17 protein-coding genes and 1 pseudogene are annotated in these 25,982 nt (G+C 71.7%); 12 read left to right on the top strand and 6 right to left on the bottom strand.

The annotated features are described in order from the left end of the window. The first annotated feature begins 179 nt into the window (after positions 1–179). The 3 genes from HAV39_RS06515 to HAV39_RS06505 all read left to right on the top strand — a co-directional run bounded on the left by HAV39_RS06515 (position 180) and on the right by HAV39_RS06505 (position 3,537). On the top strand, positions 180–2,174 hold the full coding sequence (locus HAV39_RS06515) for a glycoside hydrolase family 76 protein (RefSeq protein ID WP_191838265.1): 1,995 nt from the start codon (positions 180–182) through the stop codon (positions 2,172–2,174). A 212-nt stretch (positions 2,175–2,386) separates the two neighbouring features. Continuing rightward, on the top strand, positions 2,387–3,154 hold the full coding sequence (locus tag HAV39_RS06510) for an arsenate reductase/protein-tyrosine-phosphatase family protein (protein ID WP_239120820.1): 768 nt from the start codon (positions 2,387–2,389) through the stop codon (positions 3,152–3,154). Then, positions 3,151–3,537: a VOC family protein gene (locus tag HAV39_RS06505; RefSeq protein WP_191838263.1), complete on the top strand. Its 387-nt coding sequence runs from the start codon at positions 3,151–3,153 to the stop codon at positions 3,535–3,537. The genes HAV39_RS06510 and HAV39_RS06505 overlap by 4 nt, the downstream gene beginning before the upstream one ends. Before the next feature lie 103 nt (positions 3,538–3,640). Here the strand turns inward: HAV39_RS06505 and katG are convergent, their stop codons facing one another. Continuing rightward, complete coding sequence (gene katG, locus HAV39_RS06500; RefSeq protein ID WP_191838262.1) at positions 3,641–5,917, bottom strand: catalase/peroxidase HPI; 2,277 nt, start codon at positions 5,915–5,917, stop codon at positions 3,641–3,643. 22 nt (positions 5,918–5,939) lie between these two features. Further along, positions 5,940–6,368 (bottom strand): Fur family transcriptional regulator, encoded by a 429-nt coding sequence (locus HAV39_RS06495; RefSeq protein WP_203736515.1) that lies wholly within the window; start codon positions 6,366–6,368, stop codon positions 5,940–5,942. 233 nt (positions 6,369–6,601) lie between these two features. Between HAV39_RS06495 and HAV39_RS06490 the strand changes: the two genes are divergently transcribed. The 3 genes from HAV39_RS06490 to HAV39_RS06480 all read left to right on the top strand — a co-directional run bounded on the left by HAV39_RS06490 (position 6,602) and on the right by HAV39_RS06480 (position 10,666). Further along, positions 6,602–7,315, top strand: a complete 714-nt coding sequence (locus HAV39_RS06490) for a VOC family protein (protein WP_191838260.1) — start codon at positions 6,602–6,604, stop codon at positions 7,313–7,315. 98 nt (positions 7,316–7,413) lie between these two features. Next, positions 7,414–8,121 carry a hypothetical protein gene (locus HAV39_RS06485; RefSeq protein ID WP_191838259.1) on the top strand — a complete coding sequence of 236 codons (708 nt, stop codon included), beginning with the start codon at positions 7,414–7,416 and terminating at the stop codon, positions 8,119–8,121. Positions 8,122–8,212: 91 nt separating this feature from the next. Further along, positions 8,213–10,666 (top strand): DUF4132 domain-containing protein, encoded by a 2,454-nt coding sequence (locus tag HAV39_RS06480; protein WP_191838258.1) that lies wholly within the window; start codon positions 8,213–8,215, stop codon positions 10,664–10,666. A gap of 11 nt (positions 10,667–10,677) precedes the next feature. Here HAV39_RS06480 and HAV39_RS06475 read toward each other — a convergent pair whose 3' ends face one another. Next, positions 10,678–12,138 (bottom strand): cryptochrome/photolyase family protein, encoded by a 1,461-nt coding sequence (locus HAV39_RS06475; RefSeq protein WP_191838257.1) that lies wholly within the window; start codon positions 12,136–12,138, stop codon positions 10,678–10,680. Positions 12,139–12,236: 98 nt separating this feature from the next. After that, positions 12,237–15,668, bottom strand: a complete 3,432-nt coding sequence (locus HAV39_RS06470; RefSeq protein ID WP_191838256.1) for a ThuA domain-containing protein — start codon at positions 15,666–15,668, stop codon at positions 12,237–12,239. 281 nt (positions 15,669–15,949) lie between these two features. Here HAV39_RS06470 and HAV39_RS06465 point away from each other — a divergent pair, with 281 nt between their 5' ends. The 3 genes and pseudogenes from HAV39_RS06465 (at position 15,950) to HAV39_RS06460 (ending at position 20,329) form a co-directional block, all read left to right on the top strand. Then, positions 15,950–18,391 carry a PQQ-dependent sugar dehydrogenase gene (locus tag HAV39_RS06465; RefSeq protein WP_191838255.1) on the top strand — a complete coding sequence of 814 codons (2,442 nt, stop codon included), beginning with the start codon at positions 15,950–15,952 and terminating at the stop codon, positions 18,389–18,391. A gap of 63 nt (positions 18,392–18,454) precedes the next feature. After that, a pseudogene (locus tag HAV39_RS42555) lies at positions 18,455–18,919 on the top strand (CBM35 domain-containing protein); the annotation flags it as partial. 12 nt (positions 18,920–18,931) lie between these two features. After that, positions 18,932–20,329: a cellulase family glycosylhydrolase gene (locus HAV39_RS06460; RefSeq protein ID WP_239120828.1), complete on the top strand. Its 1,398-nt coding sequence runs from the start codon at positions 18,932–18,934 to the stop codon at positions 20,327–20,329. Positions 20,330–20,390: 61 nt separating this feature from the next. Here HAV39_RS06460 and HAV39_RS06455 read toward each other — a convergent pair whose 3' ends face one another. Next, complete coding sequence (locus HAV39_RS06455; protein ID WP_191838253.1) at positions 20,391–21,026, bottom strand: TetR/AcrR family transcriptional regulator; 636 nt, start codon at positions 21,024–21,026, stop codon at positions 20,391–20,393. Between the two features lie 65 nt (positions 21,027–21,091). On the opposite strand from HAV39_RS06455, the gene HAV39_RS06450 reads away from it, so the two are divergent. From HAV39_RS06450 to HAV39_RS06440, 3 genes are all read left to right on the top strand, one after another. Further along, positions 21,092–22,213 (top strand): FAD-dependent oxidoreductase, encoded by a 1,122-nt coding sequence (locus HAV39_RS06450; RefSeq protein ID WP_191838252.1) that lies wholly within the window; start codon positions 21,092–21,094, stop codon positions 22,211–22,213. A 135-nt stretch (positions 22,214–22,348) separates the two neighbouring features. Next, positions 22,349–23,488, top strand: a complete 1,140-nt coding sequence (locus HAV39_RS06445; RefSeq protein ID WP_223124398.1) for a glycosyltransferase family 4 protein — start codon at positions 22,349–22,351, stop codon at positions 23,486–23,488. 514 nt (positions 23,489–24,002) lie between these two features. Beyond that, the gene (locus HAV39_RS06440; protein ID WP_373311706.1) at positions 24,003–24,608 is read left to right on the top strand and encodes a M23 family metallopeptidase; all 606 of its coding nucleotides are present in this window, start codon (positions 24,003–24,005) and stop codon (positions 24,606–24,608) included. Between the two features lie 98 nt (positions 24,609–24,706). Here the strand turns inward: HAV39_RS06440 and HAV39_RS06435 are convergent, their stop codons facing one another. Next, positions 24,707–25,906 (bottom strand): alginate lyase family protein, encoded by a 1,200-nt coding sequence (locus tag HAV39_RS06435; protein WP_191838251.1) that lies wholly within the window; start codon positions 25,904–25,906, stop codon positions 24,707–24,709. Between the last annotated feature and the right edge of the window lie 76 nt (positions 25,907–25,982).

Raw genomic sequence — 25,982 nt, 5'->3', positions numbered from 1 at the left:
ATGACGTCGATGTCGCCGAATCCGGTTCCGCGCGGCGCGCCTCATCCGGCGTCCTGGCACGGCCGCGCCGTGGACAGCCAACGGTTAAGTTTGTTAACTTCGATCGACTTACATCGACAGATGCCAACGGGAATCTGTTCGTACGTGCGGGAACTCGTGTGAACAGCGAGGTGGATCCGATGCGCAAGCTCACCGCCCTCATCACGGCACTGCTCGCCGCGGCGGCGGGCGCGGTGGTCGCGACCCCGGCGAGCGCGGCACCGGCCGTGTGCGCCCTTCACTGCGACACCCGCGACCCGTCCCTGGCCCGCCAGGAGGCCTTCCCGGTGCCCGAGGTCAACCTCAACGGGCGGCGGCTGGTTCTGCACGTCTCCGACGCCGACCGGATGGCCTGGGGCAGCATCGACAACGGCGTGCCGGGTGACTCCGTCTGGCTCGACCGCAGCTGGACCGACGGTTCCACCTGGGACGGCCTGCTCGGCCGGGCGAGCATCCCGACCACCTGGACGGGCACCCGCACCCTCATGTACAACGTCGCCGACCCGGCTGCCCACCGGCGCGGCATGGTCCGCGCCTGCGGTGACGCGGGTGGGGTCACCTGCACCGCGTGGGCGTACGTCAAGGTCTGCGATGCCGTCTGCGACGGCGCGGACCCGGCCACCGCTGTCGGCGACAGCCAGCCGGTGCCGGGGACCACCATCAGCAACCGCCGCATCGACCTGCACCTCGACAACCGCGGCCTGGCCTGGGCCACGCTGGGTTCGGGCACGGCCGGTGACGAGGTGTGGCTGGACCGCTCGTGGGACGAGGGCGCGTCCTGGCCGGGCGGCTCGTCGCTGGGCCGGGTCAGCGTCCCGGCCGGGGCCACCTCGGTGCGCACCACGATGGTCAACACCCGCGATCCGCGCTCGCTGCTCTACGGCGGGGCGGTGCGCGCCTGTGGCCGGGCGACCGGCGGAGCCAGTGGCAGTTGCACGGCCTGGGCCCGGCCCGCCGCCGACCGCCCGGCCGCCGCCGCGGACGCGCTGGCCCACGCGTACCGCACGGACACCGCGTGGTGGCCGTCGAGCTGGTGGAACTCCGCGGTCGCGGTCACCGCGCTGGGGGACTGGTCGGCGCGTACCGGCCGCACCGACTACCGCTGGCTGATCGACCGGACGTTCGAGCTGAACAAGGGCGTGCTGCCGGCCGGGCAGAAGAGCACCGACGCGATCGAGGGCAACTTCATCAGCCGCGCGATCGACGACACCGGCTGGTGGGCGCTGGCCTGGGTGCAGGCGTACGACGTCACCCGCGACGCCAAGTTCCTGAACATGGCCGTGACCATCGCGAACTACATGCACTCGTACTGGGACGGCGCCTGCGGCGGCGGCATCTGGTGGAACCGCGAGCGCACCTACAAGAACGCGGTCACCATCGGGCTGTACATCCGGCTGACCGCCGCGCTGCACAACCGCCTGCCCGGCGACACGCTGTGGCTCGGCCGGGCGACCGCGGGCTGGAACTGGTTCGCCGCGAGCGGCATGATCAATTCTTCGGGGCTGGTCAACGACGGGATCACCGGCGGCTGCGCCAACAACGGGCAGACCGTGTGGACGTACAACCAGGGGCTGGCCATCGGCGGGGCGGTCGAGCTGTGGCGGGCCACCGGCAACGCCGCGCTGCTGGCCTCGGCGCGGCAGCTGGCCGACGCGGCGATGAACTCGACCGTGCTGACCCGCTCGGGCATCCTGACCGAGTCCTGCGACCCGGCCAACAGCTGCGACGACAACCAGAAGCAGTTCAAGGGCATCTTCATGCGGTATCTGATGGACCTGGCCGACGCCTCCGGGGTGGCCGCGTACCGGACCTACGCGCAGCGGCAGGCCGACGCGATCTGGCAGTCCGATCGCGACAGCCTCCACCGGATCGGGCAGCGCTGGGCCGGCGGCACGCCGAACGCGCGCGACTGGCGCACCCAGGCCTCCGGGCTCGGCGCGCTGCTGGCGGCCACGGCGGGGCCGACGGACCCGCCGACGCCACCGCCGGCCGAGGCGGCCTGGGCGCCGAACGTGTCGTACGCGGCGGGGACGGTCGTTACCTACGCCGGTGCGCGCTGGCAGTGCCGTCAGCCGCACCAGTCGCAGGTCGGCTGGGAGCCGCCGAACGTGGCGGCCCTCTGGTCACGATTATGACGATCAGGCGCGGCGACACGGCGCGGCGAATGCACTATGCGGTGATTGGTCCGTTATGGTGAGGGCGTGGTGCTGAGCGAGCCCGCCCCCGGGCGGAGCCGATTCGCACTTCGCTGAGGGGACGGTCCTGAGGGGTGGCCGTCCCCTCAGCCGTTCCCGCCGCTCGAATGCGACCCAGAACATATCAAACCGATTTGATGTATTCTGGTGAGATGGCGCACGAGCCGCTCGACGGGGTGCCCGAGTTCCTTCGGGCCGCCGGGCATCCCCTGCGCTGGCGCCTGCTCGGTGAACTGGCCACGAGCGACCGCAACGTTCGGGACCTGACCGAACGGGTCCGCGTGCCGCAGAACCTGGTGTCATACCACCTCGGTCAGTTGCGCAGCGCCCGCTTGATCTCCGGTCGGCGCAGCAGCGCCGACGGGCGCGACACCTACTACCGCCTCGACCTCGCCCGCTGTGGTGCGCTGCTGGCCGCTGCCGGAGACACGCTGCATCCCGCGCTTCGGCTGGCCATGCCGCAGCCACCTGCCGCGTCGGCCGTCCGTGCCGGGGCGAGCGTTCTGTTCCTGTGCACCGGCAACAGTTCTCGTTCCCAGATGGCCGAGGCATTCCTGCGCCACCAGTCCCGCTTCGCGGTGCACACCGGCAGCGCCGGCAGCCATCCGAAAGCCGTCCACCCCCATGCGGTGGCAGCGATGGCCGAACACGGCATCGACCTCGCCGGGGCCAGGCCCAAGCACTTCGACACCTACGCCGACGAGACCTTCAGCCACGTCATCACGCTGTGCGACCGGGTACGCGAGGTGTGCCCGGAGTTCGGTGGACGACCGCCGCAAGCCCACTGGAGCATCCCCGACCCGGCCCGCGATCCCGCGGGCTACCCGGCCTTTCAGCGGGTGGCGGCCGAGCTGTCCGAACGGGTCGGCTTCCTGCTGCACACGCTCGCGATTCCACTACCGCCTCTGGAGGCACCATGAACAGCCCGACCGACGCGACCGTCAACGTCCGCTACCTGGTCGATGACGTGCAAGCCGCCATCGATTTCTACACCGACCGCCTCGGCTTCGTCGTCGGCACCGCGTTCCCGCCGGCGTTCGCGGACGTGCGGCGGGGCAACCTGCGGTTGCTGCTGTCCGGGCCGACGAGCTCGGCAGGACGGCCCATGCCCGACGGCAGGACTCCGGCACCGGGTGGCTGGAACCGCATCCACCTCATCGTCGACGACATCGCGGCCGAGGCCGACCGGTTGCGCGCGGCCGGGGTCAGCTTCCGCAACGACATCGTCACCGGCCCTGGCGGGCAGCAGATCGTGCTCGATGACCCCTCCGGCAACCCGATCGAGCTGTTCCAACCCGCCTGATCTCGGCCGACGGCCGACCGCGACCTGCAGCCCGACCTGGTCCGCGGCCCGGCGGGCCCGGTCGATCACCACGGATCGTCCGGGCCCGCCGGTGCGGACAGGATCAGTTCAGGTCGAACCGGTCGAGGTCCATGACCTTGGTCCACGCCGCGACGAAGTCGTTGACGAACTTCTCGCGGGCGTCCTGGCTGGCGTACACCTCCGAGAGTGCCCGCAGCTGGGAGTTGGAACCGAAGATGAGGTCGACCGCGGTGGCGGTCCACTTCACCTGGTCGGTGGCCACGTCGCGGATCTCGTACAGGTGCTCGCCGGATTCGGCGGCCTTCCACCGGGCGCCGGGCGAGAGCAGGTTGACGAAGAAGTCGTTGCTGAGCACGCCGGGGCGGTCGGTGAGCACGCCGTGCTTCGTGCCGCCGGTGTTGGCCCCGAGCGAGCGCAGGCCGCCGACCAGGACGGTCATCTCCGGCGCGGTCAGGTTGAGCATGTAGGCGCGGTCGACGAGCAGCACCTCCGGCAGCTGCTTCTCGCCGGCGTGCAGGTAGTTGCGGAACCCGTCGGCACGCGGTTCGAGGAAGCCGAAGGACTCGACGTCGGTCTGCTCCTGGGCGGCGTCGGTGCGGCCCGGGTGGAACGGCACCGTCACCTCGACGCCGCCGTCGCGGGCCGCCTTCTCCACCGCCGCCGAGCCGGCCAGCACGATCAGGTCGGCCAGCGAGATCTGCGCGCCGCCCGCGGCGTTGAACTCCCGCTGGACGCCCTCCAGGGTCTGCAGGACCGTGGCGAGCTGCCGCGGCTGGTTGACCTCCCAGCTGCGCTGCGGCTCCAGGCGCAGCCGGCCGCCGTTCGCGCCGCCGCGCCGGTCGGTGTACCGGAAGCTCGCGGCCGCGGCCCACGCGGTGGACACCAGCTGGTCGATGGACAGTCCGGAGTCCAGGGCCTTCGCCTTGAGCGCGGCGACGTCGGCATCGCTGACCAGCCGGCCGTCGGCGGCGGGCACCGGGTCCTGCCAGAGCTGGGCCTCCGGGACCCACGGCCCGAGGAAGCGGCTGACCGGACCCATGTCCCGGTGCAGCAGCTTGTACCAGGCCTTGGCGAAGGCGAGCGCGAACTCGTCGGGGTTGGCCAGGAAGCGCCGCGAGATCTTCTCGTACGCCGGGTCCACCCGCAGCGACAGGTCGGTCGTGAGCATCGTCGGCTTGTGCTTCTTCGTGGTGTCGTGCGCGTCGGGGATGATCTCCTCGGCGTCCTTGGCGACCCACTGCTTCGCGCCGCCGGGGCTCGTCGTGAGCTCCCACTCGTAGCCGAAGAGGATCTCGAAGAAGCGGTTGCTCCACTGCGTCGGCCGGTCCGTCCACGTCACCTCCAGACCGCTGGTGATCGTGTCAGCGCCCTTGCCGGTGCCGCTGCTGCTCAGCCAGCCCAGGCCCTGCGCCTCCAGCGGGGCGGCCTCGGGCTCCGGGCCCACGTGGTCGGCCGCGACGGCGGCCCCGTGGGTCTTGCCGAAGGTGTGGCCGCCGGCGATGAGCGCGACGGTCTCCTCGTCGTTCATCGCCATGCGCCCGAAGGTCTCGCGGATGAAGTGCGCCGCCGCGGCCGGGTTCGCGTTGCCGTTGGGGCCCTCGGGGTTGACGTAGATGAGGCCCATCTCGGTCGCGCCGACCCCGGCGGCCATCTCCTTCTCGGAGACGTAGCGCTCGTCACCTAGCCACGCGTCCTCGGGCCCCCAGAAGATCTCCTCGGGCTCCCAGACGTCCTCCCGGCCGAAGGCGAAGCCGAACGTCTTGAATCCCATCGACTCCAGGGCGACGTTGCCGGCGAGCACCAGCAGGTCGGCCCAGGAGATCCGCTGGCCGTACTTCTGCTTGACCGGCCACAGCAGGCGGCGGGCCTTGTCCAGGTTGGCGTTGTCCGGCCAGCTGTTGAGCGGGGCGAAGCGCTGGCCGCCGTCGCCTGCGCCACCGCGCCCGTCGTGGGTGCGGTAGGTGCCCGCCGCGTGCCAGCTCAGCCGGATCATCAGGCCGCCGTAGTGGCCGAAGTCGGCCGGCCACCACTCCTGCGAGGTGGTGAGGACTCCGACGATGTCCTGCCTCAGCGCCTGGACGTCGAGTTTGCCGAACTCCTTGGCGTAGCTGAAGTCGTCGCTCAGCGGGTTGCCCTTGGCCGAGTGGGCGTGCAGCACCGACAGGTCGAGCTGGTTGGGCCACCAGTCCCGGTTGGTGCGCGGACGGCCGCCGGTCTTCGCCGTCGGCGAGGGGATCGCCGGGTTCTCGCTCTCGCTGCCGTGCGCGGTCACGGAATCCTGCGCGACCGGGCAGCCGGCCGCCGCTTTCTCTGCCACGCCCTGCGCGTTCGCAGGCGTGTTGTCCTGGGTGTCGCTCATCTGCTTCCTCCGAACTGGCCGATCAACGGGATTGACGTTCGGCCGCACAGCCGGGGCAGACGCCCCAGTAGACGACCTCCGCCTCGTCGACCGCGAAGCCGTGGTCGTCCGAGGCGGTGAGACAGGGGGCTGCGCCGACCGCGCAGTCGACGTCCGCGATGGCACCGCAGGAGCGGCACACGACGTGGTGGTGGTTGTCGCCCACGCGGGACTCGTAGCGGGCGACCGTACCGGCCGGCTGGATGCGCCGGACCAGGCCGGCTTCGGTGAGCGCCCGCAGGACGTCGTACACCGTCTGGTGGGAGACCGCCGGATGGTCGGCACGCACCAGAGCGATCACGGTTTCGGTGTCGACGTGCGGGTGGTCGCCCAGCACGGCGAGCACGGCCAGCCGGGGCTGGGTCACCCGCAGGGAGACCGCCCGCAGCTGCGCCTCGAAGCCCGACGTCACGCACCCAATATGCCATGATCTGGACCGATTCAAGTTAACTTCGAGGTTTATGGGCGTGTGGCCCAGGATTAGCCCGTTATCGAGATTTGTACGCCACAGCGCAGGGCGCCCGCGGGTGGACACGCTGCTCAGGCCGGCTCGGAAACCCGGCTGCGGGTGAGGCCGGCTCACCATAGGCTGCCGACCGGGCGGCCGGCGCGACGCCGGCCGGGTGGAACGGAGATGAGCAGGCAATGGCCAGTGATCTGTACGCGATCTGCTTCGACGCGATCGAACCCGCGGCTCTCGCGAGGTTCTGGTCGGGGGTGCTGGAGCGGCAGCTGGCCGACGATCCACACGACGGCATCGCGATCCTGCCCGACGACGACACCGGATTCCGGATCCGCTTCGTGCCGACCGGCGAGCCCAAGTCCGGCCAGAACCAGGCGCACTTCGATCTGACGAGCACCTGTCCGGAAGACCAGCAGCAGCGGGTGGCCAGGGCGCTCGAGCTCGGCGGCCGGCGCCTCGACATCGGCCAGGGCGCGGACGCGGCGCACGTGGTGCTCGGCGACCCCGACGGCAACGAGTTCGACGTCATCGAGCCCGGCAACAACTTCCTCGCCGGCTGCGGGGTCATCGGGGCACTGGCCTGCGACGGCACGCAGGCGGTCGGCTACTTCTGGAGCGCGGCGCTCGGGTGGCCGCTGGTCTGGGACCAGGACCAGGAGACGGCGATCCAGTCGCCGCACGGCGGCACGAAGCTGACCTGGGGCGGCCCACCGGTGAAGGCGAAGACGGGCCGGAACCGGCTGCACTTCGACCTGACCCCGCCCGCCGGCGGCGACCGGGAGGCGGAGATCGACCGCCTGATCTCGCTCGGCGCGACCCGGCGCGACCACGGTCAGTGCGAGGCTGGCTGGACGGCGCTGGCCGACCCCGACGGCAACGAGTTCTGCCTGCGGTGACGCTCGCCCCGGGACACCCAGGCCCGGGGCGTCCCTGCTCGGCCGGACCACGGGACACCGCGCGCCGCGCGGACGTGGCACGATGCGGCATGGCCGACATGAACCCCAGAAGGATCGCCCGCATCGTCCTTACCCCGGTGGTGTCCACGGCGCTGTTGGCCGTCGGCGTGATCGCCGTCGTGCTCCTGTGGGGCCTCGGCGGCGACAGGGCGTTCGACCACGCCGACGTGGACTACGTCTACCTGCTGGCGGCCGCGGTCGTCTCCGGGCTTGCGGCCGTGGCGGCGTACCGGATCGCCGGGCCGCTGCGGGCGCGCGGCTGGTCGGCGGTCCTCGCCGTACTGGTCCCGGCCGTGGCGTTCGCGATCCAGCAATGGGGCAAGAGTTCCGGCAAGTGGCAGGCGGGCCTGGTCTGGTTGGCGGGCCTGGCGGTCGTGCTCGTCGTCGCCGCGGTGCTCGCGCGCCGTGGACTGCTCCGTACCGCCTGGCTCGTGGGGGTGCTCGGCGCGATCGCCGTCGCCGACGTCGCGGTGCTGGTCCAGCTCATGCCGTCGACCGGATTCCACGCCGAGCCGGGGGAGACGCTCGACCGCGCGTACGCGCCGCTGTGGCTGCTGTTCGCGCTCGTCGACTACGACTTCGGCCTCGACCCGGCCACGTGGTTCATCGGCGACGCCCTCGACGTGCGCGAGGTGGGCTATCCGATGTACTCGGTGATCGCCCTCGGTTTCGTCGTGCGCGCGATGCGGCGCGACCCGGTTCCCGTCGAGCAGACCCCAGCGGTCGTGCCCGCCGACGCTCAGTGATCGGCGGGCGGCCCGACCGCCTGTCGCAGGCACGTTCTAGGGTCTGCTCGTCGATCAAGGACGACCAGTCGTGGACATGCGGAGGACGAGGATGTTCGAGCACCCGGGCGGCGCGCTGGCGCTGATGGCGCTGATCCATCGGGCGCGCAAGGCGGCGGCCGCGGCAGACCTCGACGCCATGCGCACCACCGCCGGGCACCTGCTGCGCCAGCTCGCCGGCGACACCCTGGTGAACGCCGACGAGCAGGAGATGACCCGGCTCTACGACGAGGCGTTCCCGCTCACCGACCCGACCGACCCGGCCGACGTGCTCGACGCGCCGTGGCCGACCTCGACCCGGATGCAGGCGCTGTCGGCGCTGCTGGACGAGCGGTCCTTTGCCGAGAAGCAGCTGGACCCGCTGGTCGACGCCGCGCTCGACGCCGGTGACCGCAGAGTGCTGCGGGCCGTCGCGCTCACCCCGTTCGGCCGGATCCACGACGCGTCGTGGGCGCTGCTGCTCGACGCGCTGCAGGCGGCGGGCGAGCTGGACGACGAGATCGTGGCGCGGGTCGTGGCTGACGAGGACCTGCTCCGCGACCTGGTCCGCCCCGCTGATCCGGTCGCCTCCGCCGCCACCGGCGACAGGTTCCGGCCCGCCTGGGACGAGCACATGTGGCAGCTCGTCAACGCGCCGGACGTGAACGAGGACCGGCTGCTGACCAGGCCCAGGCCGCGCGGGCTGCGGTTCGTGTTGTGGGCACTGGACTACACCGGCAACTGGCGGGTCGCCCGGCACCTGGGCGCGGCCGAGCTGACCGCCACGGAGCGCGCCCACCTGATCGAGCTGCTGCGCGACGCGCCGGCCGCCCGGCAGGAGCAGGCGTTCACGCTGCGGCTCGGGGCCGGGGACGCGCAGGCGCTGCTGCCGGTGCTCGGCCTGGCGGGCGCCGAGCGGCTGCTGCGCCTGATCCAGTCCGGGCAGGCGGTCAACCGGGTGGTGCGCAACGACCGCGCGGCGATCCTCACCGCCGCCGCCGAGGCCCGCGACGCCGATCTGGGCAGGCTGCTGAAGCTGGCGAGCAACGACGTGGTCGCGGCGGCACTCGGCCTGCGCCGCCGCCCGATCATGACCCGGGTCGGCAAGGATTCGCCGGTGGGCATCACGGCGTACGGGATGCTGCCGCTGGCCGACGGCGAGACGGTGATGGACCGCTGGGTGGCGCTGCGTGAGGTGCACCGGCGCGGCATGGAGCTGTCCGTGGGGGACCGCCGCCGCCAGCACGAGGCCGCCGTGAACGTGGCACTGGAACACCTCGCCCAGGTCGGCGGGTACGCCGACGCCGCCGCGCTGGACGCCGCCGGGGAGGCGGACTGGCCCACGCCGGTGCCGCCGCCGCTGGCCGTCGGGCCGTACACGGCGACGGTCGGGTTCGACGGCTCCGAGCCGGCGATCGTCACGGTGAAGGGCGCCCGGGTGCTGAAGTCGACACCCACGGCCGTGAGCGCGGACCCGGGCCTCGCGCCCCTGCGCGAGCAGCACGAACTGCTGCGCGGCCACACCACGCGGCTGCGCACGATGCTGCACCGCCTCGTCACCGCGGGCAGGCCGCTGCCGCCCGCGGAGTTGGCCCGGTTGCGCGCCACCCCGGCCGGCGCGGCGCTGCTGCCGCTGCTGGTGTGGCAGGACGCGGCCGGCCGGTTCGGGCTGCTCGACGACGTGGACGCCACCGGGCCGGTCACGGCGGCGCATCCGGCCGCGCTGGCCGCCGCCGGGCTGCTGGGCCGCTGGCAGTCCGAGGCGGCCCGGCGCAGGCTGTGCCAGCCCGTGCCGCAGCTGTTCCGCGAGTGGTACGCCCCGACACCGCAGGAGGCCGCCGGAGAGGCGACCCGCTTGTCCGACCGGGTGATCGACGGCGACGCGGCGTCCCGGGAACTGGCGGTCCGCGGCTGGACGGTGCACGACGGCGCACAGCCGTACGCGAGTCGGACGTTCGGCACCCGGACCGCCGTGCTGCACGTCGCCGCGGCGGGATACTGGGGCGCGGGCGATGTCGGCTTCACACGGCTGGAGTTCCGCGACGGCGACAGGCCCGTCGCGGCCGATGGCGTGCCGGCGGCCGTCTTCTCCGAGGCCGTACGAGACCTGGACCAGGCCGCCTGGGCGGGCCGCCGCAGTGTCGACGACTACCGGTCGGGCCTGGCCCGGGCCCGCGCGGAGCTGCTGAGCGCGGCGCTCGGCGACGACACCAAGCGGATCACCCGGCACGGCGACACCGTCGTGGTCGACGGCGCGCGCGCGGTGTACCGGGTGCACCTCGGCACGGAAGCGGTCACCGTCGGCACCCGGCGACAGCCCTGCGACCTGCCGTACGTCTTCGGCGACACCCTGCACCGGGCGCTGTTCCCGACCGTGGACGGCCGGGACCGCGCGACGCTGCGCCTGCTCACCCGGATCCTGCTGCTGGCCGAGGATGAGAAGATCACCGACGAGTGGACCCTGGAGAAGCTGGGCCTGATGCGTCGAACCCCGAAGGTGTGCAGCGCCTGCGGGGGCAACCACTGACGCAGGACGGTTCAGGGCGCGCGGGAGCCGCGGTGGCGTTCCTGCTCCACGACTGCGTCGAGGTCGGCCAACCGGTCGAGCTGGCGCAGCGGCTGGGCGAGCCGGACGTTGCCGTGCAGGCGCTGCCGGTTGCGGTGCAGGAACGCCCAGTATCCGGCGGTGTAGGGGCAGGCGTCGTCGCCCAGCCGGCGGCGCGGGTCGTACGGGCAGGAGCCGCAGTAGTCGCTCATCCGGTTGAGGTAGGCGCCGCCGGCCGCGTAGGGCTTGGTCGTGATGGCGCCCGCGTCGGCGTACTGGCTCATGCCGACGACGTTGGCGGTCATCACCCACTCGTACCCGTCGACGAAGTTGCGGTGGAACCAGTCGGCGAGCGCCGCCGGTCGCCAGCCGCGCTGCAGGGCGTAGTTGCCCAGCACCATCAGCCGCGGGATGTGGTGGACCCAGCCGCGGTCACGCACTCCGGCCAGCACATCCGACAGGCAGTGGGCCTGCACGGCGTCGGCGTCGAGGTCGGCGAACCAGCGGGGCAGCGGGCGGCGGGCGGCGAGTCTGTTGGTGTGCGGGTAGCGCGCGCCGAGGTGCCAGTACAGGTGCCAGATGTAGTCGCGCCAGCCGATGAGCTGCCGGATGAAGCCTTCCGCGCCGGCCAGCGGGACGTGCCCGGCCCGGTAGGCGGCTTCGGCCCGGTGCACGGCGTCGATCGGGTCGAGCAGGCCGAGGTTGAGCGGGGCGGACAGCATGCTGTGGGCCAGCCACGGGTCACCGGCGAGCATGGCGTCCTCGTACGGGCCGAACGCGGCCAGCCGGTGCGTGACGAAGTGCCGCAGCCGGGCGGCGGCTTCGGCGTGGGTGGCCGGGAACAGGCGCGGGCCGTCCCGTCCGGTGAAGACGACGCCTTCGTCCTGCCAGCGGTCGAGGTCGGCGCGCACCTGGGCGTCGATGTCGTCCTCGACGGGCATCGGCGGCGGTGGCACGTCGAGCCTGCCGTCGGCCGGGGGCGGCTCGCGGTTGTCGGCGTCGAGGTTCCACCGGCCGCCGGCGGGTGCGCCGCCGTCCATGAGCACGTCGTGCAGCACCCGGACATGGCGGTAGAAGTCCTCCAGCCGCAGGCTGCGCCGGCCCTGCGCCCAGGCGGTGAACTGGCCGGGGGAGGTGACGAAGCCGCGGGGCTCGTGCACGGTGACCCCGGCGGAGCGCAGCAGACCGCGCGCGGCGCGGGACGTGGGATGGCAGGCGTCGAGTGGCTCACGCACCTGGGCCAGCGCCTCGCGGTAGGTCTCGGTGCGCAGGTGCAAGGCTTGGTCGCCGAGTTCGGCGGCGCGGTGGCGCAGCGCGGACAGGACCAGGTGCGCCTTCTGGCGGTGGAAGGCGCGGCGGCGGAACACCGCCTTCGACTCGATGAGCAGCACCGGCTGGTCGGGCTCGTCGAGGAAGTGTGGTCCGAGCTGGTCGGCGAACAGCCAGCGGCGCATGTCGCCATTGTCGGACGGATCGCGGCCGGTGATCACCTCGCCGCGCCGGACCTGCCGCCGGCGGCCTCGTGGTGCTAGAGGCCGCCGGCGGCCTCCGGTCAGTTCACGGTGATCACCGCGCTGCTGGAGTGGGTGGCGCCGACGCTGTCGGTCAGCGTCAGCCAGGCGGTGTAGGTGCCCTTGCGGGTGTAGACGTGGCTGGCCGACGCGGCGTGGACCGTGGCGGTGTTGTCGCCGAAACGCCACTCGCGGTCCACGATGGTGCGTCCCGGTGGGGCCGTGGACGTGCTGTTGAAGGCGACGGTCAGCGGGCCGGTGCCGGCGGTCGGCGTGGCCGTGACCGACAGCGTCGCACCGGTCTCGGCCTTCACGCCCCGGCCGTTGAAGCGCAGCCAGTCCAGGGCCATGATGTCGGGGTCGCCGGTCTGCCCGGACTTGACGAACCTGAGGTAGAGCGTGAAGGTGCCGCCGGGGTTGGTCAGCGCGACCGTCGGCGACACCACCGAGTCGTAGCTGCCGGTGACCGGGATGGTCGCCGTGCCCAGCAGCGCGCCGGTGGGGGAGCCGCTGCGGAACTCGATCGTGCCGCCGGTGCCCGCCGAGCTGGCCCCGACCACGACGCCGCTGATGTTCTGCAGGTTGACCGGCCCGATGTTGATCCAGTCCCCGTTGTCGATGTCGCCGAGCCGCCGTCCGGCCTGCGCGGTCGCCCGGTCGAGCACGCTCACGCCGGAGGAGGCGTCGAAGTGCTCGGCCTCCATGCTGCGGGTCTGCAGCTCCACCTGCAGGGAGCCGACCAGGGCGGGCGCGCCGGTCGCGCCCGCGTCGGTGTACTGGGCGCTGATCAGGGTGAACAGGTTGGTGCCCGGTCCGTGCCCGTCGCCGCCGCCGGACTCGGTGACCAGCGTGCCGGAGCAGCCGACGTAGTTGTCCAGCGGGTGGGCGTGCGCGTCGTGGCCGAGCAGCGTCTGCACCACCACGCGGCTGCAGTCGATGGCGGTGTCCTCCGGATCGGTGACCGTGACCGTGTACGGGATGCGGTCGCCGAACTCGAAGAAGCCGCCCTGCGGCACGTTGATGGTGACCGTCGGCCGGGTGTTGCCGACGGTGATCTCGGTGCTGGCCACCGCGGTCAGTCCGGCCGCGCCGGTGACGGTGAGCCGGGCGCTGAACCGGCCCTTGGCGGTGTACGTGTACGACGGGTTGGCGGCGGTGGAGTCGACGGTCCCGTTGCCGTCGAAGTCCCACGCGTAGCCGGTCGCCCCGACCGATCCGGCGCTGGAGAAGGTCACTGCCAGCGGCGCGGGCCCGTTGTCCCGGCTCGCCGCGATCTTCGCGGTGGGCGGCATTCCGCTGGCCACGTAGTCGATCCGGTAGATGCCCGCGCCCTCGTTGGAGCCGCCGCGCCCGCTGCCGGACCCGGCCCCGAAGTCGATCACGTACAGCGATCCGTCGGGCCCGAACTCGGCCTCGAACGGCTGGATCCAGCTCATGCCCGCGAAGATGCCGTTGACGGACTGCAGCCCGCCGACCGTGGTGGGTCCGAAGCGCGGGTCGGTGAACGTCTGCGCCGTCTGGTGCAGCGAGAGGGTCTTCCACCACTGCCGGGTCAGCTCGTACACGATCCACTTGCCCTCGAAGTACTCGGGGAACTTCGAGATGCGCGGGTTGGCCGGGTCGTAGTCGTAGACGGGGCCGCTCATCGGGCCGCCGCCGCCCGTGCCGACCTCCGGGAACTGGGCGGAGGCGGAGTAGGCATACCAGACCAAAGCGCTGCGGGCGGCGGGCAGATTGGTCAGGCCGGTGTTGTTGGGGGAGTTGTTGACCGGGGCCGCGCAGTTGAACTTCGCCCCCGAGGTGCTGGTCGCGAAGTTGTAGTCGTTGAAGGCGATGTTGTTGCCGATGCAGTACGGCCAGCCGTAGTTGCCGGCGCTGGTCACCTGGTTGAACTCGACGGTGCCCTCGGGCCCGCGGTTGGCGTTGGCAGCCGTCGCGTCAGGCCCGTAGTCGGCGACCATGACCGCGTTCGACAGCGGGTCGACGGTGATCCGGAACGGGTTGCGAAAGCCCATCGCGTACACCTCGGCCCTGGTCTTGGCCGTGCCCGGCGCGAAGAGGTTGCCCGCCGGAACGGTGTAGGTGCCGTCGGCCTGCGGCCGGATCCGCAGGATCTTGCCGCGCAGGTCGTTGGTGTTGCCCGAGGTGCCCTGGGCGTCGAACGCCCGCCGCCCGGACCGCTCGTCGATCGGGGTGTAGCCGCTGGACTCGAACGGGTCGGTGTTGTCCCCGATCGCGGCGTAGAGGTTGCCGTCCCGGCCCATGGCGATGGAGCCGCCCATGTGGGAGTTGGCGCGGGCCTCGCCGCGCAGCGTCGGGATGGTCAGCAGCCGCTTCTCCGAGCTGAGCGCGATCGTCGCGCCGGTGACCGTGAACCGCGACAGGTTGAGCTGGTTGAGGGTCTTGTCGGACCACAGCAGATAGAGCCAGTTGTTGGTGGCGAAGCCGTTGTCGAGGGTCAGGCCGAGCAGCCCGTCGGACTGGCTGGTCTGGGCGGGCGTGTAGGCGAAGTCGATCAGCGTGGTGACGGCGAGGGTGGCCTGGTCGACGACCTTCACCGCGCCGGTGCGCTGGATGTAGAAGACACGCCGGTCGGGCGCGACGGCCAGCTCGAACGGGTCGGCCAGATCCTCGTCCACCAGGGGCACGCGCTGGAACTGGCCGTTCTGGGTGGCGCTGCAGTCGCCCGCGACCGCGCCGGCGGCCCACTCGATGCCCCAGCGCAGGTGCTCCAGGAACAGCGTGTTGCTGAACGACGAGATGCTGTGCCCGCCGGCGGTGAACCAGGACCGGCCGCCGTCGTAGTTCTGGCACCACGAGTACGCGTGGTCGACGCCCTCGTCCAGGCCGGAGATGCCGTCCCGGACCTTGATCTGGGCGAGGGTGTGCACCCGGCCGGTCGGGTTGGTCTTCCAGTTGTACCACTCCTCGCTGTGCTCCCACAGCTCAGGAAGGTTGCGGGTGGACGGGTGCGCGCGGTCCAGCACCTTGATCCGGCCGGGGAACACCCCGCCGGTCGCGGTGAAGTCCGGGTGGTAGTCGAAGATCGTGCCGACCAGGCCGTCGTACCAGGCCCAGTCGCGCTCGCTGGCCGACGCGGCGTGCAGGCCGGCCCAGCCTCCGCCGCCGCGGATGAAGTTCTGCAGGGCGAGCCGCTGCGACGCGTCGAGCAGGGCTCCGGAGGCGGGCGTGGAGTTGGTGTTGTTGAAGACGAGCGCGTCGAACCGGGCCAGGTTGGCGTCGGTGAACGCGGCGGCGTCGGTGGTGGCCTCGACCTCGAAGTTGTGCGCGGCGCCGAGCTGCTGCACGGCGGCGACGCCGGCGGGGATCGAGTCGTGGTAGAAGTTCGTGATCTTGGAGAAGACCAGCACCCGGAACCGGGGTGCGGCGGACGCCGGCGCGGCCACCGAGGTGGACAGCACCAGGGCGGCGAGGGCGACGATGACGGGCAGGATGCTTCGGCGGCGACTCATGCGGGTGCTCCCGGATGGGGGACGGACGGGCAGGTGAATACGCGTGCGGTTCGCCGAAGAGCCACATCGTAGATCGGTGTTCGCGAATGCGTCAAACGGGCTCGGGTGCGCGTGCCGGGCATGCCAATTCGGACTGTTCGGCTTGACCGCACTCATGAGAGCCAATATGGTCCACGGTCTATAAGTTAACTTAACTAACACTGGCTGGCAACGCCGCGTGGTCCACCCGTCCGAGCGCCCGCGATCTCGTCGCGCGCCGCCGCCAGGAACGGAGCCCCCCGATGAACTCACCGCCGCTCAGGCGTCTCGCCCTGCTCGCCACCGCGCTACTGGTCGCCGTCACCGTCGAGATCGCCGTGGCAGCCCCCGCCGCGGCCGACACCGTCGGCCCGATCACCGGCGTCGCGTCCGGCAAATGCGTCGACATCCCGTCCGCCAGCACCGTCAACGGCACCCAGGTGCAGATCTACACCTGCAACGCCACGGCCGCGCAGACCTGGACCGTCGGCACCGACGGCACCGTCCGCGCGCTGGGCGGCAAGTGCCTCGACGTCGCCGGCGGCGTCAACGCCAACGGCACCAAGGTGCAGATCTGGGACTGCTCGGCGACGAACCCCAACCAGCAGTGGGCCTACAGCAGCACCGCTCGCACGCTGGTCAACCCGGTCACCGGCAAGTGCCTCGACGTGGTCGGCGGCAGCACCGCCGACGCCGCCAAGCTGCACATCTGGACCTGCGTCGCGGGGCTGACCAGCCAGCAGTGGAACCTGGCCGCCGGGCCGCCGCCCGCGTTCACCGACTACCAGGCCGAGAGCGCCACGATCTCGCAGGGCCTGGTCGAGTCCAACCACGCCGGCTACACCGGCACCGGATTCGTCAACTACGACAACGTGACCGGGTCGTACGTGCAGTTCACCGTGTCGGTCACCGCCGCCGGCAACTACCCGCTGACGCTGCGGTATGCCAACGGCACCACCATCGACCGGCCCATGGACATAACCGTCAACGGCAGCCCCGCCGCACCCGGACTGTCCTTTCCCGGCACCGGCGCCTGGCCCACCTGGGTCGACAAGACGATCACGGCCAGCCTGACCGCCGGAACCAACACCATCCGGGCCGCGGCGACGACCGTCAACGGCGGACCGAACCTGGATCGGCTGCGGGTCACGGCACCGTCGGACAGCCAGCCGCCCACCGCGCCCGGCAGCCTGCGGGTCGTCGGCGAGGTCCGGCCCACCGGCGTCGACCTGGCCTGGAACGCCGCCACCGACAACGTCGGCGTCGCCCGGTACGTCGTCTACAACGGCGGCAACGTGGTCGCCGAGGTCGGCGGAAACATCCTCACCGCCACCCTGACCCTGCAGCCCAACACGTCGTACGTCTTCAGCGTGCTGGCCTACGACGCGGCGGGAAACCCGTCGCAGGGCAGCAACAACCTCGCGGTGACCACCCCGTCCAGCACCGACACCCAGCCGCCGACCACCCCGGCCAACCTGCGCGCCACCGGCGTCACCGCGAGCACGGTGACGCTGGCCTGGAACGCCGCCACCGACAACGTCGGCGTGCGGGGCTACCGGGTGTCGCGCAACGGTGTCCAGATCGCCGACGTGCCCGACCTGACCGCGTCGGACACCGGCCTGACACCCGCGACGACGTACCAGTACACGGTGCTGGCCTATGACGCCAACGGCAACACGTCGCCGGCCGGCCCGGTGCTGGCGGTGACCACCTCGACGCAGGCCGGCGGCGGCGACCCGGTCTTCGACCGCAACGTCAACACCCAGCTCGACCTGCCGTGGGGCATCGCCTTCCTGCCCGACGGCAGCGCGCTGGTCGCCGAGCGGGACCGGTTCGAGATCGTCCGGGTGACCCTGGCCGGGCAGAAGACCGTCGTCGGCACCATCACCGAGGCGGTCACCACCACCGGCGAGGGCGGTCTGCTCGGCCTGGCCGTCGGCCCGAACTTCGCCACCGACCACTGGGTGTACGCGTTCCACACCGCCGCGTCGGACAACCGCCTCGTCCGGTTCAAGTTCGAGAACGGGACCATCGGCCCGCGCGAGGCGCTGGTCACCGGCATCGCCAAGAACCGGTTCCACAACGGCGGCCGGGTCAAGTTCGGCCCCGACGGATACGTCTACGTCACCACCGGCGACGGGCAGGACAGCAGCCGGGCGCAGAACCTCAGCTCGCTCAACGGCAAGATCCTGCGGGTCACCACCACCGGGGCGGCCGCGCCGGGCAACCCGTTCGGCACCCGGGTCTACAGCTGGGGCCACCGCAACCCGCAGGGCCTGGCCTGGGACTCCCAGGGCCGGCTGTGGTCCTCGGAGTTCGGCGACAACACCTGGGACGAGCTCAACATCATCACCGCGGGCTCCAACTACGGCTGGCCGACCTGCGAAGGCACCTGCAGCAACCCGAGCTTCGTCAACCCGGTGCGCACGTGGAGCACCGCGTCCGCGTCGCCGAGCGGCCTGGAGATCGTCAACGACTGGATCTACATGGCCGCCGTGCGCGGCACCCGGCTGTGGGTCATGCGGATCACCGGGAACACCACCGACACGCCCCGGGCGTTCTTCAACGGTTCCTGGGGCCGGCTGCGCACCGTGGTCAAGACGCCCGACGGCGGGCTCTGGCTCACCTCGACCAACAACGACATGAACGGCGGCACGCCGACGGTGCTCAACAACGTCATCGTGCGGCTGCGCTTCGCGTCCTGACCGGTGCGGGCCCGTGGCGACCTGACACGGGCCCGCACCCCGACGACAGCAAGGAGTTCGTACATGAAGATCATCAGCAGGTCCTGGCGCGCGGCCACCGTCGCGTCACTGGTGACGCTGGCCGCCCTCGCCGTCGGCGCGACCCTGCCGGCGTGGGCCGCGCCGACCCGCTACGAGGCGGAGTCGGCGACCATCGCGCAGGGCGTGGTGGAGTCCAACCACTCCGGGTATTCCGGCTCGGGGTTCGTCAACACCGACAATGTGACCGGCTCGGCGGTGCAGTGGACGGTCACCCTGCCCAGCGCCGCGAACGCGACCCTGACCATCCGGTACGCCAACGGCAGCGGGGCCAACCGGCCCGCCGACATCATCGTCAACGGCGCCGTCGTGTCCGCCGCCGGCGCCTTCAACGCCACCAGCGCGTGGACCACCTGGACCGACAAGACCGTCACCGCGCTCCTCGCGGCCGGGACCAACACCGTCCGGGTGGCGGCGACCACCGCGCAGGGCACCGCGAACCTCGACTACCTCGACGTCGAGGTGAGCACTGCGCCGACGCAGACGCTGCTGTCGCGCGGCAAGCCCGCGACCGCGTCGTCGGTCGAGGACGCCACCCTGCCGGCCGGCAACGCCGTCGACGGCAGCACCACGACCCGGTGGGCCAGCGCGGCCGGTGTCGACCCGCAGTGGCTGCGCGTCGACCTGGGCGCGCCGTCGGCGATCAGCCGGGTGGAACTGAACTGGGAGGCGGCCTACGCGACCGCGTACCGGATCGAGGTCTCCACCGACGGCAACGCCTGGACCAGTGTCTACAGCACGGCCAGCGGCAACGGCGGCACGGACTCGATCACCGGGCTGACCGCCAACGGCCGCTACGTGCGGGTGTACGGCACCGCGCGGGCGACCCAGTGGGGATACTCGCTGTGGGAGTTCGACGTCTACGGCACCGGCCCCTCCGTGCCGCCCAGCCCGTCGGCCTCGCCCAGCCCGCCCACAGGCACGACGCCGGTCGCGATCAACGGGCAGCTGCGGGTCTGCGGCGTGAAGTTGTGCAACCGGTACAACCAGCCGATCCAGCTGCGCGGCATGTCGACGCACGGCATCCAGTGGTATCCACAGTGCGTCAACGACGCCTCGCTCAACGCCCTCGCCACCGACTGGAACGCCGACGTGCTGCGGGTGTCGATGTACATCCAGGAGGACGGCTACGAGACCAACCCGCAGCTGTTCACCGACCGGGTGCACGGCTACATCGAGCAGGCCACCGCCCGCGGCATGTACGTCATCGTGGACTGGCACATGCTCACCCCGGGCGACCCGAACTACAACCTGGCCCGCGCCCGCACCTTCTTCACCGCGATCGCCCAGCGGCACGCCGCCAAGACCAACATCCTGTACGAGGTGGCCAACGAGCCCAACGGCGTCGGCTGGGCCGCGATCAAGAGCTACGCCGAGCAGATCATCCCGACCATCCGCGCCATCGACTCCGACGCGGTCGTGCTGGTCGGCACCCGGGCCTGGTCGTCTCTCGGCCTGTCCGACGGGGCCGGCGAGACCGAAGTCATCAACAACAAGGTGAACGCGACCAACATCATGTACACCTTCCACTTCTATGCCGCCTCCCACGGCAGCAGCTATCTCAACGCGCTGTCGCGGGCGGCGGACCAGATCCCGATGTTCGTCACCGAGTTCGGCACCCAGGAGGCCTCCGGCGACGGCCCGAACAACTTCACCCAGGCACAGGCGTACCTCGACCTGATGGCCGCGAAAAAGATCAGCTGGACGAACTGGAACTTCAGCGACGACTTCCGCACCGGGGCCGTCTTCACGACGGGGACCTGCGGCACCGGCCCCTACGCCGGAACCAGCAGGCTAAAGCCCGCCGGGGTCTGGGTGCGCGACCGGATCCGCACCGCGGACAGCTTCCCCACCGGCTGACCGCGCGAGCCCACGGCGGTCCCCGGTGATCCGGGGACCGCCGTGTACGGGCACCGGGGCCTCACTGTGCTGAGACGCCGGCGTCGCGGCCGGCGGCCAGACCTCCGTCGACGACGGCGACGGCGAGCGGCCGGACCGCCTCCGGCGTCACCAGCTCGACCGGGCCGGTCACCAGCGCGAAGAGCGCCCCGCCGTACATCACCAGCAGCGCCGGGATCGCGGCCGGCGGGATGGCCAAGCCCACCTCGGCGTGGTGGTCACCGGTGAAGGCGGCCATCGCGGCCATGAGCTCGTCGATCGCCGCCGACAGCGCGGGCCGGCGCAGGCTTTCCAGGCGCAGCTCATAGATAGCGAGATACCGGTTGCGGTGCGGGCCCCCGGCGAGCAGGAGCGAACCCGCGATCAGCTCGATCGCGAGCGCGCGGCCGTCGAGGCCGCCGGCGTGGGCCGCGGGGTCCGGAACGGTCGCGCTCCGCGCGGCTTGCGCCATGTCGGCCTGATGCTGCTCGATCACCCGCCGGGCCGTCGCGACGAGCAGGGCCTCGCGGGAGCGGAAGTAGTTCGACGCGGTGCCGGCCGGCAGCCCGGCCCGGCGGTCGACGGCCCGGTGGGTGACCCCGTGGACCCCGGATTCGACGAGCAGCTCGATGGCGGCGTCCGCGAGCTGCGCCCGCCGCTGTTCGTTGGGTGGTGGCACCCGGCCATCCTATGGCACCATGCGTTGTACAACGTACGTAGTGAACGGTGTCTCGGAGGACTTTCGTGGAGATCTTGATCGCCGGTGGCGGCATCGGCGGCCTGGCCCTGGCCCGCGGCCTGCTCGGCGCGGGCCACCGGGTGCGCGTGCTGGAGTCCGCCCCCGCGCTGCGGACCGGCGGGGCGGCCGTCACGATCTTCAGCAACGGCGCCGCTGCGCTCGCCGGACTCGGCGCGCCCCTCGACGGCTTCGGCGGACGGCTCGACGTGCTGCGGTTCGACACCGCAAACGGGGCGACCATGGTCACCGCCGACCTCGCGGCCGTCGCCCGCCGCACCGGCTTCCCGGTCGTGAGCACGCCCCGCGCCCGGCTCGTCGAGCACCTCGCGCGGGGCGTGGACGTCGAGTTCTCCCGCGAGCTCGTCGACGTCGAGGTCCGCCCCGACGGCGTGACCGTCACCGACGCCACCGGCGACCGCCACGTGGCCGACGTGGTGGTGGGCGCGGACGGCCACCGCTCCGCCGTGCGCCGCGCGGTCCTCGACCCGACCCCCGCCGTCGAGAACGAGTGGACCACCTGGCAGGGCCTGACCCCGGTGCTGCCCGAACTCGCCGCGAGCGCGACCGGGGTCTGCGTCGTCGGGCCGGCCGGGCTGGTCGGCATGCTGCCCTCGGGCGACGGGCTCCTGCAGTGGTGGTTCGACGTGCCGAGCCCCCTGACGGGCTCACCCGCCGCCGCGCTCGCCGAGCGGTTCACCGGCTACGGCCCGCTCGTCTCCGCGCTGCTGGCACAGGTCCGCGACGCCGACCTGGAATCGTTCCGGCACGTGACGCACCGCATCCCGGATCAGTGGGGACGCGGCGGCGCGACGCTGCTCGGCGATGCCGCGCACGCCTTCCCGCCCACCCAGGCACAGGGGGCCAACCAAGCACTGGAGGACGCGTGGGTGCTCAGCCGGGTGCTGCGTGAGACTTCGGCGTCGGTTCCGGACGCGCTGCGCCGCTACGAGCGGCTGCGGGCGCCGCGGGTGCGCAAGGTCTCCCGCCGGGCGGTGAGCGAGCGGACCAACAAGCCCGTCCCCGCGCCGCTGCGCGTGCTCACCAGGCTCATCCCGTCCGGCGTCATCGCCTCGGCGTACGCGGCGCAGCTGCGCGGGGTCAGCAGCGTGCTCAACGACGAAGTCTGACGGCCGGCGCACCGCGGAACTGACACCATCGGGTGATCCTCGGGCACATCGGCATGATCTGCGCGGGTCGGGGATACTGGCTCGACCGTGACGAACATGCTGGTGAAGGGCGGAGACGATGCGCCCGGATCACTTATGAGGGCGTGGTGCGATCCACCCGCCGACAACACGGTCCCACTCAAGATCGCGATGATCGCCCCGCCGTACTTCGACGTGCCACCGGCCGCTTACGGGGGGATCGAGGCGGTTCTCGCGGACCTGTCCAATGCCCTGGTCGAACTCGGCCACCAGGTGACCGTGGTCGGCGCCGGCCGGGACGGCACGAAGGCGAGGTTCTGGCAGGTATGGGAGCGGGCCGTGCCGGAACGGCTGGGCGAGCCCGGACCCGAGATCATCTACGCCACGCTCACCCGCCGGGTGGTGCAGAGGCTGGCCGCCGCGGGCGAGGTCGACGTCGTGCATGACCACACGTTCGCCGGGCCGCTCAACGCCCCCGCGTACGACGCGATGGGCCTGCCCACGATCGCGACCGTGCACGGTCCGGTCGACTCGGAGCTGCGCGGTTACTACCGGACCCTGGACCGTGACCTGTCCCTGGTGGCGATCAGCGCCCGGCAACGCGCACTGGCTCCGGAACTGAGGTGGATCGGCACCGTCCACAACGGTCTGCGCCCGGCCGACTGGCCGTTCCAGCGCGAGAAGAAGGACTACGCCCTGTTCCTGGGCCGGTTCAACGCCGACAAGGGCGCGCACACCGCCGTGCTCGCCGCGCACGAGGCCGGGCTGCCCCTGATCCTGGCCGGCAAGTGCGCCGAACCGGCGGAGAAGAAGTACTACGCCGAGCAGGTGGAGCCGCTGCTCGGGCCGAACGACCAGATGATCGGCATCGCCGACGCGACACTCAAGCGTGAGTTGCTGGCAAATGCCCGGTGCCTGCTGTTCCCCGTGCAGTGGGAGGAACCCTTCGGCATGGTGATGATCGAGGCGATGGTCTGCGGCACGCCCGTGGTGGCGCTGCGCGGCGGTGCGGTGCCCGAGGTTGTGCGGCACGGCGTCACCGGAATGGTCTGCAGTCAGCCGAGCGATCTGCCCGCTGCGCTGCACGCTGCCGCAGTGCTCGATCCGGTGCAGTGCCGTGAGCATGTCGTACGCAGCTTCAGCGCCCAGCGGATGGCGGCCGGGTACGTGCGTGCGTACCGGGCCGCGCTGGCTCAGCGCCGGGACTCCCGTGTCGACACACCGCATGCCCGCCTGGCGCCTGAATCGGCAGGCTGAGCGGCCCGCATCGCGCCCGGTCGGTCCCGGCCGGGCGGCGATGCGGCTTCGCCCAGCTCGTCGGGCTGGGCACGTTGCCGGCCACGGTGCAGCGCTGCTTCCACAGCGGTCAGCGGCTCGCCTGCGGGTACGACGGCAACCGGGTCGGGATCTGGCATATCGGCGCGACGGCATCCTGAGCAAGGCGACCCGCCGCACGGGTTGGACTGTCGGCAGGAGACGTTCGTCACTTTCGGTGCCGGCGGGCTCGGCCTAGCGGCGAGTGGTCGGGCCTGCGCCATCGACCGTGTTCGTCACCGTGTGTGGCCGTCCGATGACGCCTGTGTGTTTGGCAGCGCCGCCGAGGCTCGTTACGTTGGTGGTCGCATCACGGTTGACCCGACTCCGGCTCGTCCGGAGACCATCCGACAGCTACGGAGCGTTCGTGACCTACCGGCCAGAGCTGCTGAAGGAAAGCGAGCGCTACCGAGGTCGCCGTCGCGCACCGGTTCCCTCCCGCCGAAGGTACGCGGCCGTGCTCGCGACCGCGGCGGTCGGCGCGGGGGCCGTTGCGCTCAGCACCGGCGCGGCCATCGACGACGCGAAGCCCGATGTCGCCGCGGGTGAGGTCGCCGCGTATGCCCAATCCCCGGAGCTGAGCGCCCGTGCCGATGCGGCCGAGCGTGCCAACCGTGCCGACGAGCGCGCCTCGACCCTGGCGGCGAGCACCGCCGACGGCTGGGTGCTGCCGCTGCACGAGTACGAACTGCGCACCAGCCACGGCGACTCGCGCCCGGGCATTGACCTGACCGGCCTGCCCGAGGGCACGCCATTCGCGGCGGTGCATGCGGGCACGGTGGTGCAGGCCGGCTGGAACGGCGCGTTCGGCTACTCCGTCATCGTCGACCACGGCGACGGCGTGCAGACCGTGTACGCCCACGCCAGCAAGGTCCTGGTCAAGGCCGGCCAGCAGGTGGCCGCCGGCACGGAGATCGGGCTGCTGGGCAACAGCGGCCTGTCCCGCAGCCCGCACCTGCACCTGGAGGTGCATGTCGACGGCGCGGTGCAGAACCCGCTGACCTGGTTCCAGAAACGCGGCCTCGACTTCGACTTGGAGATCGAGTCGCCCTACGGGGCGTGACGTCGCCGCCTCACCGCGGCCCGGCGTCGGGCCGGTGACCGGGCAGCGCCCGGGAGACCCGGAAGGCCCGAATCTCCGGGGCGCTGCGGTCGGGCGGGTCAGTTCGGGTTGGCGGCGTGGGTGAGCGTCTCCCAGGCCACGAACAGGTTGTTGGTGCCGGCGGGGCGCTGGTTGAGGGTGAGCGTCTGGGTGTTGGTCATGCCGATGCCGAGCCGGAAGTTCAGCGCGTTGAAGCCGACCTCGGTGATCGGGCCCAGGCCCAGGTGCAGGCTGCCGCCGCACAGCCACGACGGCGCGGCGGTGCCGAGCTGGTACTTGGCATGGAAGCCCAGCGCGTGGCGCAGCCGGTCGGTGAACTCCGGGTAGAGGTCCTGGCCCTGGATGCGGCTGGTCTCGGCGATGTGGGTGGCCGAGGAGATGCCGTATCCGGTGTGCGTGAAGTCGCGGCAGGTCTCCTGCGACAGCCCGTCGACGAAGGTGCTCTGCCCCTGCCAGTAGTTGATGATCTCGCTGGGGGTGTCGATGCCGCCGCCGGGTCCGTACGGCACGGCGCCGTCGGTGGCCAGGTAGAAGTAGGCGCGCATGCGGTTGCGGAACCTGGTGACGGCCCGGTCGTAGGCGGTGCGGTCCTCCAGGAAGACCGCGATGCCGATGACGGCCTCCATCATGGACATGTCCCAGTTGCCGTTGCTGGTGGTGTTGCCGTTGACCACCTCGGGCAGGTACACGTTGCGCAGCATGGTGGCGAACCGGGTCGCGTTGGGCCAGCCGGTGTACGTGTACCGGATGATCTCGGCGGCGCGCGGCCAGGTGGACCCGGCCCAGGCGGTCTGCAGTGGGGCGTTGCTGTTGGTGTGGTCGACGATCACGGCCGACCAGGCGTCCATGAGCTGGATCGCCTTCTCGGCGTACCGGCTGTCGCGGGTGATGTACCAGGCCAGCGCCATGGTGTACGCCGCGATCGCGTCCTCACGCTCGTCGGTGCAGCCGAGGTTGGGATTGGAGTAGGAGCCGCACTCGACCACGGCGCGCGGCTTCGGGGCGCGGGTCAGCGAGGCGTAGCGGCTGCCCATCATCTGGTCGTAGGCCTGCCGCCAGGGCTGGGCGTTGCTGTTGACCTTGCCGCGGACGAAGTCGAGCTGGGCGCGGCTGACGAGCACGCCGGGGTGGGCGAAGGTGGCGGGGGCGGCCTCGGCGCGCCGGGCCGACCCGCCGGGTATCACGGCGAGCGTGGTGCCCAGCAGCGCGATGAGGGCAGTGGCGAGGGCGAGCGGCATCCGCCGTCGGGTGTGGAGCATCGGCGTCCTCCCTGAAGACTCCAGGGCTCGGGAGCGGCCAAGCCGCGAACTGTAAGGTAACTTTCCTTACTAAACA

The organism is Catellatospora chokoriensis, assembly GCF_011297315.1.
Lineage (GTDB): Bacteria > Actinomycetota > Actinomycetes > Mycobacteriales > Micromonosporaceae > Catellatospora > Catellatospora citrea.
The sequence above is the reverse complement of the archived record's forward strand: the minus strand, read 5'-3'. Positions and strand labels throughout refer to the sequence as shown.

What these genes read in the sequence shown, in the direction of transcription:
- HAV39_RS06515 (WP_191838265.1), top strand. Translation starts at nt 180, where the DNA reads ATGCGCAAGCTCACCGCCCTCATCACGGCACTGCTCGCCGCGGCGGCG.
- HAV39_RS06510 (WP_239120820.1), top strand. Translation starts at nt 2,387, where the DNA reads ATGGCGCACGAGCCGCTCGACGGGGTGCCCGAGTTCCTTCGGGCCGCC.
- HAV39_RS06505 (WP_191838263.1), top strand. Translation starts at nt 3,151, where the DNA reads ATGAACAGCCCGACCGACGCGACCGTCAACGTCCGCTACCTGGTCGAT.
- katG (WP_191838262.1), bottom strand. Translation starts at nt 5,917, where the DNA reads ATGAGCGACACCCAGGACAACACGCCTGCGAACGCGCAGGGCGTGGCA.
- HAV39_RS06490 (WP_191838260.1), top strand. Translation starts at nt 6,602, where the DNA reads ATGGCCAGTGATCTGTACGCGATCTGCTTCGACGCGATCGAACCCGCG.
- HAV39_RS06485 (WP_191838259.1), top strand. Translation starts at nt 7,414, where the DNA reads ATGAACCCCAGAAGGATCGCCCGCATCGTCCTTACCCCGGTGGTGTCC.
- HAV39_RS06480 (WP_191838258.1), top strand. Translation starts at nt 8,213, where the DNA reads ATGTTCGAGCACCCGGGCGGCGCGCTGGCGCTGATGGCGCTGATCCAT.
- HAV39_RS06475 (WP_191838257.1), bottom strand. Translation starts at nt 12,138, where the DNA reads ATGCGCCGCTGGCTGTTCGCCGACCAGCTCGGACCACACTTCCTCGAC.
- HAV39_RS06470 (WP_191838256.1), bottom strand. Translation starts at nt 15,668, where the DNA reads ATGAGTCGCCGCCGAAGCATCCTGCCCGTCATCGTCGCCCTCGCCGCC.
- HAV39_RS06465 (WP_191838255.1), top strand. Translation starts at nt 15,950, where the DNA reads ATGAACTCACCGCCGCTCAGGCGTCTCGCCCTGCTCGCCACCGCGCTA.
- HAV39_RS06445 (WP_223124398.1), top strand. Translation starts at nt 22,349, where the DNA reads ATGAGGGCGTGGTGCGATCCACCCGCCGACAACACGGTCCCACTCAAG.
- HAV39_RS06435 (WP_191838251.1), bottom strand. Translation starts at nt 25,906, where the DNA reads ATGCTCCACACCCGACGGCGGATGCCGCTCGCCCTCGCCACTGCCCTC.